This window comes from Streptomyces pimonensis (assembly GCF_041380215.1).
GTDB classification, from domain to species: domain Bacteria; phylum Actinomycetota; class Actinomycetes; order Streptomycetales; family Streptomycetaceae; genus Streptomyces; species Streptomyces pimonensis.
Genome location: NZ_JAHWZY010000045.1, coordinates 12,025 through 27,406, shown reverse-complemented (window position 1 = coordinate 27,406; position 15,382 = coordinate 12,025). Strand labels below are relative to the sequence as shown.

The window sequence follows — 15,382 nt, the reverse complement described above, 5'->3', positions numbered from 1 at the left end:
CCGACACGGAGTTGGTTGATGCTGTCGAAAGTCGCCATGAGCCGGCCGCTCGTCGGCCGGGAGATGCTCCGACCACGCGACGAGAACGAAACCCAGGCTCGCCTGGCCGTCTCCGTCGCGGCCCGCGAGGGAGCGGGGCTGCGCACCGAGGACGTGACCGGCTGGCTCGACGCATGTGCGGCCACCCACCGTTTCCGCGTCGACCGGATCCCGTTCGCGGGCCTGGGAGACTGGTCGTTCGACGCGGACACCGGAAACCTGCGCCACCGCAGTGGGCGCTTCTTCTCGGTCGAGGGCCTGCGTGTGAGCGTGGACGAAGTCGTCCAGACGTGGAGCCAACCCATCATCAGACAGCCGGAGATCGGCGTCCTTGGCATCCTCGTCAAGGAGATCGACGGTGTGCTGCACTGCCTGATGCAGGCCAAGATGGAGCCGGGCAACCCGAACCTGCTACAGCTGTCGCCAACCGTCCAGGCCACGCGCAGCAACTACACCGGTGTACACGGTGGTTCGCAGGTCAGATATCTCGAGTACTTCACGGAACCCGGCCGTGGACGCGTGCTCGCGGACGTGCTCCAGTCTGAGCACGGCTCGTGGTTCCACTGCAAGAGCAACCGCAACATGGTGGTCGAGGCGACGGACGACGTCACACCCGCGGACGGCTTCTGCTGGCTGACGCTCGGCCAGATCGCGGAGCTGCTGCGCCGGGACCACGTGGTCAACATGGACGCCCGTACCGTACTGGCCTGTCTGCCGCTCACCACCCAGCAGCAGGAGGGGCGAGCACTGCTCACCGACGCGGAACTGTTGTCCTGGATCACCGGGGAACGGTCGCGGCGCGCGCTCAGCGTCGAGCGTATCCCCCTGAGCGACGTGGACGGGTGGGTGCGTGGCCCCGACTCCATCCGCCATGAGCAGGGACGTTACTTCAGTGTCGTGGCCGTTTCGGTCGTCGCGGGCAACCGGGAAGTGGCGACATGGAGACAGCCCCTCTTCGAGCCGCACGGCACCGGTGTCACCGCCTTCCTGAGACGGGAGATCTCAGGTGTGCCCCATGTACTGGTGAACGCCAAGGTGGAGGGCGGTCTGCTCGACACCCTGGAGCTGGCTCCCACAGTCCAGTGCACTCCGGAGAACTACGCCCACCTCCCGGCCGCGCAGCGACCCGGCTTCCTCGACCTGGTCCTCACAGCCGAACCGCACCGCCGCCGGTACGAGGCTCTCCACTCGGAGGAGGGCGGACGGTTCCTGAACGCCACGAGCCGGTACCTCATCATCGACGTGACCGACGACGACGTACCTCACCCCTGTCCGCCGGGATTCCAGTGGGTGACGCCCGCCCAGCTCGGGACCCTGGTCCGGCACGGCCACTATGTGAACGTGCAGGCCCGCACGCTCCTCGCCTGCCTGACGACCGGGGCGGTGGAGCCGTGAGTGAGGCGCCGGTGAGAGTGGGCGTCCTCGGGTGCGCGGAGATCGCCCGACGCCGTATCCTCCCCGCTCTGCACCGCCTGGACGGGGCGGAGATCACGGCCATCGCCAGTCGCAGCCCGGCCAAGGCCGAGGAACTGGCGGCACAGTACGACTGCCGCCCGGTCTCCGGCTACGCGGCTCTCCTCGACCGGGACGACATCGACGCCGTCTACGTACCCCTGCCGGCGTCGCTCCACGCTCAGTGGACGGAGGCCGCGCTGAAGTCCGGCAAGCACGTGCTCGCGGAGAAGCCGCTGACCACCCGGCTCGAGGCCACCAGGGGACTGCTGTCCCTCGCCCGCGATCTGGGCCTGGTGCTGATGGAGAACATGATGTTCGTCCACCACTCCCAGCACGAGGCGGTGCGCCGGATGGTGGCCGACGGAGCCATCGGCGAACTGCAGGACTTCCAGGCGTCCTTCGCCATTCCCGCGTTGCCGCCCGACGACATCCGCTACAACGGGGCCTTGGGCGGGGGCGCTCTGCGCGAGCTGGGGATCTATCCCATCCGGGCGGCGCTGCACCTGCTGGGTGACCGCCTGGACGTGGTCGGCGCGGTGCTGCGGACCGGTGCCGGACGAGAGGTCGAGACATCGGGGGCGGCCCTGCTCAGGGCCGAGGGCGGGGTGACGGCGCAGCTGACGTTCGGCCTGGACCACGCGTACCGCTGTCACTACCAGCTCTGGGGGAGCGAGGCCCGCATCACGCTGGACCGGGCCTTCACCCCGCCCGCGGACTACCGGCCGACCGTACTCGTCGAGCACCGCTCGGGAGGTTCCCACGAAGTGCTGCTCGCCGCGGACGACCAGGTGGCCAAGGCCCTCTCCGCCTTCGTCACGGCGGTCCGTTCCCGGACGCCCCCCTCGGACGACTGCCTGCGCCACGCCGAGCTTCTGGACGAGGTGTACCGAGCAGCCCGTGCCGACCAGTCCCCGGACGAACAGAACAGGACCCTGTGCCCATGAACGTCCCGACCATGACCACGCTCACCGACTGGGCGGCAGCGTGAAGCGTGACGTGAGCGACCTCGCGCTGTTCGGGGGCCGCTCGGCGTTTCTGCACCCTGTCCACGTGGGCTGTCCGAGCCGCGTCGACCGGGCCCGGCTCTTCGACCGGCTCAACTGGGTACTGGACAACCAGTGGTTGACGAACGGCGGTCCGCTCGCCCTGGAGCTCGAGGACCGGGTGGCCGAGATCGCCGGTGTCCGCAACTGCGTGGCGACCTGCAACGCCACCACGGCCCTGCAACTGCTGTTCCAGGCCGCGGAACTCACCGGCGAGGTCATCATGCCCTCGCTGTCCTTCGCCGCCACCGCTCACGCCGCACGCTGGATCGGCCTCGATCCGGTGTTCGTCGACGTCGACCCGCTGACGGGGAGCATGGAACCCGCCGCGGTGGCGAAGGCGATCGGGCCGCGCAGCGCGGCGATCCTCGGTGTCCACCTCTGGGGGCGCCCCTGCCAGGTCGACGACCTGGAGAAGGTCGCCGCCGACCACGGGCTCCCGCTCTTCTTCGACGCGGCCCACGCCACCGGCTGTACCTGGCGGGGCAGAGCCGTCGGAGGCTTCGGCACGGCTGAGGTGTTCAGCTTCCACGCCACCAAGGTCGTCAACGCGTTCGAGGGAGGAGCCGTCGTCACCGACGACGACGAGCTGGCGCAACGAGTCAGAGCACTGCACAACTTCGGCATCGGCCTCTCGGACAGCAGCCCGGCGGGCGGGACGAACGGGAAGATGAGCGAGGCGTCCGCGGCCATGGCACTGACGTCGCTGGACGCGTTCGAGGACACGGTCCGGCACAACCGGGCCAACTTCCACCTCTACAGCGAGGAACTCGCGGATGTGCCCGGACTCTCCGTCATACCGCACGACCGCGACGAGAGGCACAACTACCAGTACGTGATCGTCGCCGTGGAGGAGAGCGCGACGGGCATCGGCCGTGACCTGCTGATCGAGGTGCTCCGTGCGGAGAACGCCATGGCCAAGCCCTACTTCTCGCCTCCTTGTCACCAGTTGGAGCCGTACCGCTCGCGCGCCCCGGTCGAACTGCCGCACACGGAGCGGCTCGCCGCACGGGTCCTGGCCCTGCCCACCGGCACGAGCGTCTCCCGCGAGGACATCCGCCGGGTGTGCAACGTCCTTCGGCTGGCCGTCTCGTACGGCGCCGACGTCACAACCCGCTGGAACCGCATGAAGGGAGGGCGAGAATGAACCTGACGCGCGAGAGCATGGCCGCGGCACTGACCGGCTGCGCGGCACCCCATTCGGACCGGATGCTCGCTGAGGGCGCCGTCCGGCAGGTCCTCGTGGCGGACGGCCACTGCTCACCCGACGAGGCGTCGCGGGTCGGACCGCACCTGGTCTCCCTCTGCCGCCATTACGGACAGCACCCCTTTACTCCGTTGGAGGACGTGCGGCGTGAACTGCGACTGGACAGCGCCGCCTTCGGCCGCCTGCTGGACCTCTTCCGGCGGCTTCCCGCACTCCGCGAAGCCGTCGTGACCGGCCCGTCGGGGAAGTACTGGGCGAACACACTGCTGCCCCTGGAGCGTGCCGGCGCTCTTGACGCGGTCCTCGACGGCAAGCCCCGCTACCCGCACATCCTCGGCCTCTACCCGGGACCGACCTGCATGTTCCGGTGCCACTTCTGCGTGCGGGTGACCGGCGCGCGTTACGAGGCGTCGGCGCTCGAGGAGGGCAACGCCCGGCTGGCCTCCGTCATCGACGAGATGCCGACCGGGAATCCCTACGCCCTCTACGTCTCCGGCGGGCTGGAACCGCTGACGAACCCCGGGCTCGGGGAACTGGTCGCCCGTGCCGCGCGCCGCGGCTTCCGGATGACGCTGTACACCAACTCCTACGCCCTGACGGACGCGACCCTGCGACGCCAGCCCGGGTTGTGGGAGTTCCACGCCATTCGGACATCGCTGTACGGGCTCGACGACGCGGAGTACGAGACGACCACCGGCAAGAAACAGGCATTCCAACGGGTGCGCGCGAACCTGCTCCACTTCCAGCGGCGGCGCGCGGCCGAGCGGATGCCGGTACGGCTCGGACTGAACTACATCGTGCTGCCCGGCCGGGCCCATCGACTGCTCGACCTGCTGGACTTCGTCGCGGAACTGGACGCCGCCGCCCCGGGGCGACCACTGGACTTCCTCAACCTGAGGGAGGACTACAGCGGACGGCCGGACGGCCGGATCGCGCCCGCCGAGCGCGCCGAGCTGCGGGACGCCCTGGCCGCCTTCGAGGCCAAGGCCGCCGAGGTGACCCCCGCCCTGGAAGTGGACTACGGGTACGCGCTGCACGCACTGAAGTCAGGGCTCGACGCCGAGTTGCCGCGCATCCGCCCGGAGACCATGCGCCTGGGAGCGCACCCCCAGGTGGCGGCACAGATCGACCTGCTGGGAGACGTGTACCTCTACCGCGAGGCCGGGTTCCCCGGGCTGGCCGGGGCGGAGCGCTACGTTGCCGGGCGCGTCGGGCCGGACACGTCCCTGAGACAGGTGGTGGAGGGCTTCGTGACCCGCGGCGAGCAGGTCGTCCCCGTGGCTGGCGACGAGTACTTCATGGACGGATTCGATCAAGTGATAGCGGCGCGGCTGAACCAGATGGAGGCCGACATCGCCGCAGGCTGGGGGGACGAACGTGGCTTTCTTCGCTGACGGCGCCCGGGGCTCGCGCGGCGGCTCCGGCGTCCTGGACCGGGAGGCCGGCCGATGAGCACACGCGTATGGGACTACCTGCCCGAGTACGAACGTGAGCGGCAGGATCTGTTGGACGCCGTCGAGTCGGTGTTCGCGTCGGGACAGCTGATCCTCGGCGAGAGCGTCCGGTCCTTCGAGAACGAGTACGCCTCTTACCACGGGGTCGCGCACTGCACCGGCGTCGACAACGGCACCAACGCGGTGTCGCTCGCGCTGGAGGCGCTCGGGGTCGGCCGGGGCGACGAGGTGATCACCGTATCCAACACCGCGGCGCCCACCGTCGTCGCCATCGACTCGGTGGGCGCCGTGCCCGTCTTCGTCGACGTGCACCCCGACACCTACCTCATGGACACCTCCCAGGTGGCCGCCGCGATCACACCGCGCACCAAGGCGCTGCTGCCGGTGCACCTGTACGGCCAGTGCGTGGAGATGGAGCCGCTGCGCCGCCTCGCCCGCACACACGGTCTGCGGCTGCTGGAGGACTGCGCCCAGGCACACGGGGCCCGCCATCACGGGCGGCTGGCGGGGACCATGGGCGACGCGGGAGCGTTCTCCTTCTACCCGACCAAGGTGCTCGGAGCCTACGGCGACGGCGGAGCTGTCATCACGTCCGACGACGACGTCGACAAAGCACTGCGCAGGCTGCGCTACTACGGCATGGAAGACGTCTACTACGTCGTCCGCACGCCCGGCCACAACAGCCGACTGGACGAGGTGCAGGCGGAGATCCTGCGCCGGAAGCTGCGCCGCTTCTCCTCGTACCTCGAGTGCCGCAGAGCCGTCGCGGACCGCTACGCCGAAGGGCTGCGGGACCTCACCGGGCCCGACGGCCTGACCCTCCCCACCATCGCCCCGGGCAACGACCACGTCTACTACGTCTACGTGGTGCGCCACCCGCGGCGCGACGAGATCCTCGAGAAGCTCAAGCGCTACGGCATCGAGCTGAACATCAGCTACCCGTGGCCCGTGCACACCATGAGCGGCTTCGCCCACCTCGGATACGGCGAAGGCTCCTTGCCCGTCACAGAGGCTCTGGCCCGGGAGATCTTCTCCCTGCCCATGTATCCGTCACTGCCCAAGGACACCCAGGACAAGGTGATCAGCGCCCTGCACGAGGTGCTGGCCACCTCATGACCCCCACACTGGAAAGGCACAGCATGAACAGCGGCGCGGACCGGAACCTCTTCGACACCGCCGACGTGTACGAGGCCATCTACCGCGGGCGGGGGAAGGACTACACGGCGGAGGCCGCACGAGTCGTCTCCCTGGTACGTGCGTCCGTCCCGGACGCCACCTCGCTGCTCGACGTGGCATGCGGGCCGGCATCGCACCTGGTGCACTTCGCGGACCACTTCGACCACGTCGAGGGCCTGGACCTGTCCGAGGACATGCTCCGGGTGGCTAAGCAACGGCTGCCGGGCACGGCGACCCTGCACCACGGCGACATGCGGGACTTCCGGATCGACGCGCGCTTCTCGGCCGTCACCTGCATGTTCAGCTCCATCAGTTATGCCCGCACGCGGGCGGAACTCGACTCCGCACTGCGCTGCATGGCCGACCACCTCCTGCCCACCGGGACCGTCGTCGTCGAACCCTGGTGGTTCCCCGAGGACTTCACACCCGACCACGTGGCCGGTGACGTCGTCACCGTGGACGGCCGGACGATATCCCGGGTCTCCCACTCCGTACGCGAGGCGGATGCCACCCGCATGGACGTGCACTACCTCGTCGCGACCCCGGGCAAGGGAATCGAGCACTTCGCGGACACCCACCGGATGACGCTCTTCGCACGCGCCGACTACGAGGCCGCGTTCACCGGCGCCGGTCTGTCGGTGTGCTACGAGCCCGATCCCGCGGGCGGGCCGGGACTGTTCATCGGCACCCGCACGGTCGCGGCCTGATCTGCCGCTGCCCCGACGATGGGAAGAAACCATGTTCACGAGAAGAGGGGCGTCGCGCGCCCTGGCGGTGACAGCCGGATCCATACTGCTCGGTGCCGTCCTCACCGTCCCTCCGGCAGTGGCGGCCCCTGTACCCGACTCCGCCGCGTCGGCCGCCACCGCCGGCCATCGGCATCCGCGTGTGCTGGACATCATCTCCACCGAGACCGACATGCACGCACCGGCCACCGCGTCACCCGGGCCGACGACATTCCGTTCCATGACGACCCACGAGGGCTCGGGCTGGGTGGGACTGGCCAGGGAGAACCCCGACGGCTCCGCCACCTTCCTGGGAGGTGTGGTCATCCACCCCGGCAAGCCGGGGCTCTTCAGCCAGACGCTCCAGCAGGGTGAGTACGTGTTGTTCGACTACCTGTACACCCAGGGGGGCGCTGAACCCCGGCAGCAGCGTCTGACCGTGCGCGGACCGGCGTCGGGCACGAGCCTGAAGCCGACCGCGACCGTCACCTCCACCGAAGTGGCGGGGGCAGGGCCGCGCTTCCTGGTCACGGGCACCCTGCGGGCTGGCCAGCCCTTCCGGTTCACCAACGAGTTGCCCGGCCAGTACAACGAGGCGGTGCTCTTCCCACTGAACGAGGGAACCAGCCGTGCGGAGCTGCGGGCGTTCTTCGAGGCGACCGACGAGGGCGAGTCGCCGGAACCCCCGTTCGACACATCGGCTGGTCTCGGCTGTCTGCCCCTTTCCTCCGGCCAGACCTCCGTGGTCCAGGTACCGCTCCAGCGGGGTCCGCACGTCGTGGTGACATGGGTCCGGGACGGCGAGGGACGTCTCCTCGCGGCACGCGGCCAGTTCGAGATCGTCGACGTTCAGTAGCCCAGCCCGCGCACGGCCCGGGGCCCGCTCTCCCGCCGGGAGGCGGGCCCCGTTGCCGCTGCCGCAAGAAAGGAGGGGACCTTCCGTGAGAATCATGTTCGCCACCTGGCCCGCGACCTCACATCTGTACCCCGTGGCGCCCTTGGCGTGGGCTCTGCAGAACGCGGGGCACGAGGTTTGTGTGGCCAGTTACCCGAGTCTGGCCGATACCACCGTCGCCGCCGGCCTGATGGCGGTCTCGCTCGGTGGCGGTGCCGACACCACGCCCGCCGCCCCCATCCCGGAGGACGAGCTGGACCGCCTCGCGGCCCTCCTCGACCCTGGTCCGCGGGAGGGCCACCTGTGGGAGTTCTTCCGGCACCGGATCCTGCCGGTGCTCTCCTTCCACTACCCCGGTCACCCACCCACGGGGGACCAGCGCGCCATGGTGGACGACCTGGTCGACTTCGCCGGGGCGTGGCAGCCGGAACTCGTGCTGTGGGACCCGGCCTTCCTGGCCGCCCCCGTGGCGGCACGCTCCTGCGGGGCCGCCCACGCGCGCCTGCTCTGGGGCCTCGACTACTTCGGCTGGATCCGGCGACGCTGCGCGGAGACGGCTGGCGCCGAGGGCACCGGCCCGGTCGACGATCCACTGGTCCGGCTTACGGCTCCCATGCACCGAAGGTTCGGCCAGCAGTCCGACGAGGAGATGTTCCTCGGGCAGTGGACGGTGGACCTCATGCCGCCGCGCATGCGACTGCCCCTGGACACGCGTTCGCTCTCCGTTCGGGCGGTTCCCCACCAGCAGCCCGCGGTCATGCCTTCGTGGGCGCACCGGCGTCCTGACCGACCGCGGGTCTGCCTGACGCTCGGGGTCACGGGACGCGAGCGGTTCATCAACAGCGGAGTGCCCCTGCCGGACGTCCTCGACATGATGGCGGGACTGGACGCCGAGGTCGTCGCGACGCTCAACGAGGAACAACTCGGCGATGTCACCACGGTGCCGTCCAACGTGCGCGTCGTCGACTACGTTCCGCTCAACCAGGTCCTGCCCACCTGCTCGGCCATCGTGCACCACGGGGGGTTCGGCACGTTCGCCGCCGCGGTCGCCCATCGGGTGCCGCAGCTCATCACCGGTGCGCTGAGCGCCTGGGACCGGGGCGTCGCGCTGGCCACCGCCCGGTACGTCGACGAGCGGGGCGCGGGGCTCGCACTCGACACGGACGGCTTCACCGTCGACGCGATGTGCGACCACCTGCTGCGCCTGCTGCGGGAACCGTCGTTCACCGAGGGCGCCGCCGCGCTCCACCAGGACCTGCTCGCCACGCCAGGGCCCGCGGAGACCGTACGTGTCCTGGAGGAGCTGACCGCTCGCAACCGCGGCCCCGCCGGAGCCGGGCTAGCACGCGGGCCCGCGGCTGAGAAGGGGGAAGCATGCGCGTCCTCGTGACCACCACCCCCCTCTCCACGCACTTCATCCCGCTGGTTCCGCTGGCCTGCGCACTGCGTGCGGCGGGGCACGAGGTGCTGGTCATCACCCAGCCGGACGTCGAGGAAGCGGTGCGCTCCACCGGACTCAACCAGGTCGTCATCGGTGAACGCTTCGGCACCGAGGACCGGATGCTGGACTGGCTCCAGGACGGGGAACGCCCCATCCACACCTACGGACGCCCCAGCACGGAGGACATGGCCGGCTATCCGGAGACGTGGGTGGAGCACACGGCCCGACTGGTGCCTGAGTACCTGCGTTTCGCGCGTACGTTCCGCCCGGACCTCCTCGTCGCCGACCCCTTGGAGTTCAAGTCGCTGATCGTCGGCGGGGCGCTGGGTGTGCCGGTGGTCCATCACCGGTGGGGAGTGGATCCCCTGTCCGGGCCCATGCGGCGGGCCGCACGAAGCGAGCTGAAGGACGTGTGCGCACACGTGGGGGTGGACGAAGTGCCCGATCCCACGCTGCTGTTGGACCCCGCGCCACCCTCCCTGCAACTCCCCGACGTGGAACCGGCCGCCCCGGTACGGCACTTCCCCTACAACGGCAACGGGTCCCTGCCGGACTGGCTCAGGGCGGAGTGGTGCGACTGGGGGGACCGCCGCCCGCCGGCGCCGCGCCGCCGTGTCGTGGTGTCCATGGGGGCGCGCACCCCGGAACTCAACGGAGTGCCGCTCATACGACGCGTCCTGTGGGCGTTCGCGGGCCTCTCCGACGTCGAGGCCGTGGCGACAGTGGCAGCGGGCCACTGGGAGCAGATCGGCCGGGTACCGGCCAATGTACGGTTGATCGAGCCCACGCCCCTGCACTTCTTCCTCGACGGCTGCGCCGCGGTGGTTCACCACGGCGGAACCGGCACGGTGACCACTGCCAGCGTCTTCGGCCTTCCCCAACTGGCGCTTCCCCAGCTGGCGGACCAGTTCGCCAACGGAGACAGGCTGGCCGCGGTGGGAGCAGGGATCACCCTGGACACCGCTCAGGCCCAGGACGACCTCGCCCAAGTCCGTACCGCCCTCGAACGAGTGCTGTCCGAGCCGGATTTCCGCGCGTCGGCACGGGAACTGCGCAGACAGGCCGAACACATGCCCGTGACCTCGCAGGTGGTCACGGACCTGGAGCGCCTGGTGCGCGAGGGCGGCCGGACGCGGCGGGAGGCCACCGGATGATGCGTGTCGTGGAGACCGCCGTCCCGGGCGCGTTCCTGATCACCTCGGAGAAGATCCGCGACGAGCGCGGGGAGTTCTACGAGGCAATGCGCGGCGACGCGCTCCAGAGCGCCCTTGGCCACGCGTTCGAACCGCGTCAGATCAACTACTCGGTGTCTCGCCGGAACACCCTCCGGGGCATTCACAGCGTCGCGGTGCCCCCGGGGCAGGCCAAGTACGTGACGTGCGTGCGCGGCGCCGTCCGGGACATACTCGTCGACCTCCGGGTGGGGTCGCCCACCTTCCGGCACTACGTCGTCAACGAACTGGACGCCGACGCGGGCCGGTCCGTCTACGTTCCCGAAGGCGTCGGTCACGGTTTCCTGACCCTGCTGGACGACACCTGTATCTGCTACGTGGTGTCCAGCGTGTACGTGCCCGGCACCCAGATCGACATCGATCCTCTCGACCCCGACCTCGCGCTGCCCTGGGACTTCTCCGAGCCGCCGCTGATGTCGCCCAAGGACGCCTCGGCCCCCACGCTCGCCGAGGCGATGGAGGCCGGACTCCTGGCCGCGTGGCACGACGTCGTCCCCGCCCGACCGCGCAAAGCCCAAGCTGTGGAGGCTCCATGAAGTACCTCTTCCTCACCGGTGGCAGCCCTGCCACCGTCTTCGCCTTCGCGCCGCTGGCGACCGCCCTGCGCAACGCGGGTCACACGGTGTTCGTGGCGACGATCAAGGAGAACGTCCCGGTCGTCGAGGGCGTTGGCCTCTCCCCGGTTGACGTCGCCACCATGAGCGAACTGGAGATCCTCTCCAAGGACGGGTCGGAGGATCCTGAGCGCATGCTCGACGACCCGGTCCAGCAGATGCGGCTCGTGGGCCGCTGGTACGGGCGCATGGCCCGCGGGTGCATGACGGCCCTGACCGACCTGGTCGGGCAGTGGTCCCCCGACGTGATCGTGGGAGGCAGGCTGACCTACGCGGGACAGCTGCTCGCCGTTCGTCTGGGCACCCCCTATGTCCGTCACCCGTGGGGGCTGGCGGACTGGAGCGCGTATGACGTGGGCGGCGGTGAAGAGCTGGCGCCGGAACTGAGGGAACTCGGCCTGGACCGTCTGCCGCTCCCGGACATGACGCTGGACATCTGCCCGCCCGTACTGCTGGCCGGCCGGACCGGTCCCGCCGAGCCGGGCACCCCCATGCGCTGGACCCCGGCCAACCTCCAGCGCCACCTCGAACCGTGGATGTACGTCCGGGGCAAGCGCCCCCGCATCTGTGTCACCACGGGTACTCGGGTGACCGACGAGAAGACCTTCGCGGCGCTGGGCCGCGGCTCGGACTTCCTGCGCACCCTGGTGACCACCGCGACGAAACTCGACGCCGAGATCCTCGTCGCCGCCCCCGAGGAGGTCGTCGCCGACCTGCGCGCGGAGATGCCCGAGGTGCGGGCCGGCTGGATACCGCTGGACGTCGTGGCGCCGACCTGCGACGTGATCGTGAGCCACGGAGGCACGAACACCAGCATGGTCGCGCTCAACGCGGGGGTGCCTCAGCTGAACATCGCCAAGATGTACATCTCGGAGGCCCAGTCCCGGCTGATCTCCGACTTCGGCGCCGGAGTGACCGTTCCCGTCGGCGAGGCGAGCGAGGAGTCCGTGACCGAGGCGTGTGGCGACCTGCTGAACGACCCCCGCTACCGGCGGAAGGCCCAAGAGGCCGCGGCGGACATGGCCGCTCTGCCGCTCGCGGCCGAGTTGGTCGGCCGGCTGGAGGCGCTGGTCGCGGACCGGGCGCACCCGGCGAGCCGCCCCGGGCTGGCCGGGCAGCGGAACGGAGAGGGCCGATGAGGGTTCTGTTCAGCGTCTTTCCCGCCACCGCGCACCTGTATCCCGTGGTGCCGCTCGCCTACGCGCTGCAAAGCGCGGGCCACGACGTGTGCGTGGCCACGTCCCCCGACCTGGCCACCGAGATCACCGCGGTGGGTCTGAAAGCCGTGCCGGTCGGAGAGTCCGCCGACCTCGGATCTCTCCTGCCCTCGGTCGCCGGCCCCGACCACCTGGTCCGGCTCGCCAGCCGGTTGGGCGTCGACACGGAGAGCCTCGGGGACGCGGACATCGCGAAGTCCGTCCGGTACCACCTGATCTCCATGATCGCCCTGGGCCACCCCGGCGCGTCGTCCGCACGCCCGGCGCTGGCCGACCTGGTCGACTTCGCGGCGGCCTGGCGGCCGGACCTGGTGCTGTGGGACCCGATGGTCTTCGGTGCCTCGGTGGCCGCACGGGCCTGCGGAGCGGCCCACGCACGCGTCCTGTGGGGCTTGGACCTCTTCGCCCGCCACGGCGACCGGTACGCCGATGTGCTGAACGCCCCGGGGGATTTGGGCGACGCCCTGCCGATCGGCGCGATGGCACCCGTCATGCGGCGGCTGGGCCTGCGCTACGACCGTGAGCTGCTGTTCGGGCAGTGGAGCATCGATCTGATGCCGCCCCGCATGCGCCTGCCCGGCGACCTCCGGTACGTGCCGCTGCGCCGGGTGCCCTACAACGGCCCCGGAGTCTTCCCCGACTGGCTGCGGCAGCCGTCGCAGCGGCCGCGGGTCTGTCTCACCATGGGCATGAGCATGCGCAAGTACTTCCATGACGACGAGGCGCTCATCACCCAGCTGCTCACCGCGGTCGCCGATCTGGACGTCGAGGTCATAGCCACCGTCACCGCGGACCAGTTCGGCCCCGGCTTCCAGGTGCCGGACAACGTCCGCACGGTGGACTACGTGCCCCTTGACCTGGTGATGCGGGACTGCTCCGCCCTCATCCACCACGGTGGCACGGGCACCTACGCCGCGGCCGTCCCCTACGAGGTGCCGCAGCTCATCCTGCCCACCCCCATGGGCGACCACCTCGCCCTGTCGCGGTACGTCGCCGACCTGGGCGCCGGTCTCTACACGGCCCGCGCCGACTTCTCCGTGGACGTCGTCACCAAGCAGCTCACGACCATCCTGGCGGAGCCCTCATTCCGGGCGGGCGCCGCCGAGCTGCACCGGGACACGATGGCGTCCCCGAGCCCGATCGAACTGGTCCCGGTCCTGGAAAGGCTCACCGCCGAGTTCGGCGGCCGGACCGTCGCACACCGTTGAGGAGGGTGCCGTGCGGGCACGAGAACTGAATGTGGCGGGCGCCTTCGAATTCACCTCGCGGACGTTCCCCGACGAGCGAGGTCTGTTCGCATCGCCGTACGAGGAGAAGGGGTTCGCCGAGGCGGTGGGACATCCGCTGTTTCCCGTGGCACAGGCCAGCCACAGCGTGTCCCGGCGAGGCGTGGTTCGCGGTGTCCACGTCACCGCGGTCCCGCCCGGGCAGGCGCAGTACGTGTACTGCGTCGGTGGCAGGGCGGTCGACATCATCGTGGATACGAGGGTCGGATCACCGACGTACGGTCGTACCGATTCGGTGGTACTCGGCGGTGACGACTGCCGTGCCGTCTACTACCCAGTAGGAGTGGGACACGCGTTCGTGGCCCTGGAGGACGACACGGTGATCTTCTATCTGCTGTCCACCGGCCACGACCCCGAGAACGAGTTCGCCCTGTCACCGATGGACACGGCGCTCGCTCTCCCTCTCCCCAAGGACATGGACCTGCTCCTCTCGGAACGGGACACCAAGGCGATGACCTTGGCCGAGGCCGAGCGGTGCCGGGCACTGCCCGAGTACGCCGCGTGCCGCGCGGCCGAGGCGGCATGGCGGTGACAGGCGGCGGCAGGGGTGTCGGCTCCCGTCGGCCGCTGGTCACCGTATTGGGCGCCTCCGGTCTGATCGGCTGCGCCTTGACGCGCGAACTCGCTCGCCGTCCGATCCGGCTACGGGTCGTCTCCCGCCGTGATTTCGCGCTGCCCTCGAAGCCCGTCGCGGAACTGGAGGCGCGTACGGCGGATCTCCTGGAGGAGGGCGCCCTCGCCGAGGCCGTGGCGGGCTCGGACGCCGTGGTGCACTTGGTGGCCCACATGGTCGGCGTGACCCGTTGGCGGCTCGACGAGCACGACACCGTCGCGGAACGGGTGAATCTGGGCCTGGTCCGAGATCTGGTGGAGGCGCTCAGGGACACGCGCCGACCTGGTGCCCGTCCGGTGGTCCTCTTCGCCGGGACGATCTCCCAGGTGGGGCTGGCCTCGCGGCCACGGCTCGACGGCACGGAGCCGGACCTGCCGCAGGGGGCATACGACCGGCAGAAGCTGGCGGCGGAACGGCTGTTGAAACACGCCACGCGCGAGGGCGTGCTGCGCGCCGTCTCGCTGCGCATGCCCACGGTGTTCGGTCACGAGCCGCACTCCGCCGCGCCGGACCGGGGTGTGGTCTCGACGATGATTCGCCGGGCCCTGGCGGACCTGCCGCTGACCCTGTGGCACGACGGGACGGTCCTGCGAGATCTGATCCATGTCGAGGACGTCGCCCGGGCCTTCGCGGCGGCGCTCGACCACGCGGAGGAGCTGTCGGGCGGCCACTGGCTCCTCGGCAGCGGCCGCGGCGAGCACTTGGGCGAGGTCTTCACGCGGATCGCCGCGGCGGTGTCCGACCGGACGGGGCGCCCGCCGGTGCCGGTGGTGTCCGTCAGCCCGCCCGACCAGGCGGAGGTCACCGATTTCCACAGCTATGAGATCGACTGCTCAAGATTCCGCGGCGTCACCGGATGGTGGCCCAGGGTCCCGCTCCAAGAAGGGCTGGAGCGGACCGTGCAGACGCTCGCGGAACAGTGCCGGGTGCCCGACGGGCCCGCGCGTGGCGGTCCGGTGCCGGGAACGAGGGGAGCGTAGACGTC

14 protein-coding genes are annotated in these 15,382 nt (G+C 70.2%); all 14 read left to right on the top strand.

The window, feature by feature from the left end; all coding sequences use genetic code 11:
• The first annotated feature begins 18 nt into the window (after positions 1–18).
• A complete protein-coding gene (locus KYY02_RS29680; RefSeq protein WP_371243333.1) occupies positions 19–1,434 on the top strand; it encodes an NDP-hexose 2,3-dehydratase family protein in 1,416 nt (471 codons plus the stop codon).
• Positions 1,431–2,438: a Gfo/Idh/MocA family protein gene (locus tag KYY02_RS29675; protein WP_371243331.1), complete on the top strand. Its 1,008-nt coding sequence runs from the start codon at positions 1,431–1,433 to the stop codon at positions 2,436–2,438. The genes KYY02_RS29680 and KYY02_RS29675 overlap by 4 nt, the downstream gene beginning before the upstream one ends.
• 40 nt (positions 2,439–2,478) lie before the next feature.
• Positions 2,479–3,684: a dTDP-4-dehydro-6-deoxyglucose aminotransferase gene (locus KYY02_RS29670; RefSeq protein ID WP_371243329.1), complete on the top strand. Its 1,206-nt coding sequence runs from the start codon at positions 2,479–2,481 to the stop codon at positions 3,682–3,684.
• Complete coding sequence (desII, locus tag KYY02_RS29665; protein ID WP_371243327.1) at positions 3,681–5,138, top strand: dTDP-4-amino-4,6-dideoxy-D-glucose ammonia-lyase; 1,458 nt, start codon at positions 3,681–3,683, stop codon at positions 5,136–5,138. Before KYY02_RS29670 ends, desII begins: the two co-directional genes overlap by 4 nt.
• Before the next feature lie 54 nt (positions 5,139–5,192).
• Positions 5,193–6,314: a DegT/DnrJ/EryC1/StrS family aminotransferase gene (locus KYY02_RS29660; protein ID WP_371243325.1), complete on the top strand. Its 1,122-nt coding sequence runs from the start codon at positions 5,193–5,195 to the stop codon at positions 6,312–6,314.
• Complete coding sequence (locus KYY02_RS29655; protein WP_371243323.1) at positions 6,311–7,081, top strand: methyltransferase domain-containing protein; 771 nt, start codon at positions 6,311–6,313, stop codon at positions 7,079–7,081. The genes KYY02_RS29660 and KYY02_RS29655 overlap by 4 nt, the downstream gene beginning before the upstream one ends.
• Before the next feature lie 259 nt (positions 7,082–7,340).
• The gene (locus KYY02_RS29650; protein WP_371243321.1) at positions 7,341–7,955 is read left to right on the top strand and encodes a hypothetical protein; all 615 of its coding nucleotides are present in this window, start codon (positions 7,341–7,343) and stop codon (positions 7,953–7,955) included.
• A 94-nt stretch (positions 7,956–8,049) separates the two neighbouring features.
• On the top strand, positions 8,050–9,384 hold the full coding sequence (locus tag KYY02_RS29645; protein WP_371243370.1) for a nucleotide disphospho-sugar-binding domain-containing protein: 1,335 nt from the start codon (positions 8,050–8,052) through the stop codon (positions 9,382–9,384).
• Positions 9,369–10,589, top strand: coding sequence for a nucleotide disphospho-sugar-binding domain-containing protein (locus KYY02_RS29640; protein ID WP_371243319.1), 1,221 nt, complete (start codon positions 9,369–9,371; stop codon positions 10,587–10,589). The genes KYY02_RS29645 and KYY02_RS29640 overlap by 16 nt, the downstream gene beginning before the upstream one ends.
• Positions 10,589–11,203, top strand: a complete 615-nt coding sequence (locus tag KYY02_RS29635) for a dTDP-4-dehydrorhamnose 3,5-epimerase family protein (protein WP_371243366.1) — start codon at positions 10,589–10,591, stop codon at positions 11,201–11,203. The genes KYY02_RS29640 and KYY02_RS29635 overlap by 1 nt, the downstream gene beginning before the upstream one ends.
• Positions 11,200–12,420, top strand: coding sequence for a nucleotide disphospho-sugar-binding domain-containing protein (locus tag KYY02_RS29630; protein ID WP_371243317.1), 1,221 nt, complete (start codon positions 11,200–11,202; stop codon positions 12,418–12,420). The genes KYY02_RS29635 and KYY02_RS29630 overlap by 4 nt, the downstream gene beginning before the upstream one ends.
• Positions 12,417–13,706: a nucleotide disphospho-sugar-binding domain-containing protein gene (locus tag KYY02_RS29625; protein WP_371243315.1), complete on the top strand. Its 1,290-nt coding sequence runs from the start codon at positions 12,417–12,419 to the stop codon at positions 13,704–13,706. The genes KYY02_RS29630 and KYY02_RS29625 overlap by 4 nt, the downstream gene beginning before the upstream one ends.
• Before the next feature lie 10 nt (positions 13,707–13,716).
• The gene (locus KYY02_RS29620) at positions 13,717–14,316 is read left to right on the top strand and encodes a dTDP-4-dehydrorhamnose 3,5-epimerase family protein (protein ID WP_371243313.1); all 600 of its coding nucleotides are present in this window, start codon (positions 13,717–13,719) and stop codon (positions 14,314–14,316) included.
• A complete protein-coding gene (locus KYY02_RS29615; protein ID WP_371243311.1) occupies positions 14,307–15,377 on the top strand; it encodes an NAD-dependent epimerase/dehydratase family protein in 1,071 nt (356 codons plus the stop codon). The genes KYY02_RS29620 and KYY02_RS29615 overlap by 10 nt, the downstream gene beginning before the upstream one ends.
• The last annotated feature ends 5 nt before the right edge of the window (positions 15,378–15,382 follow it).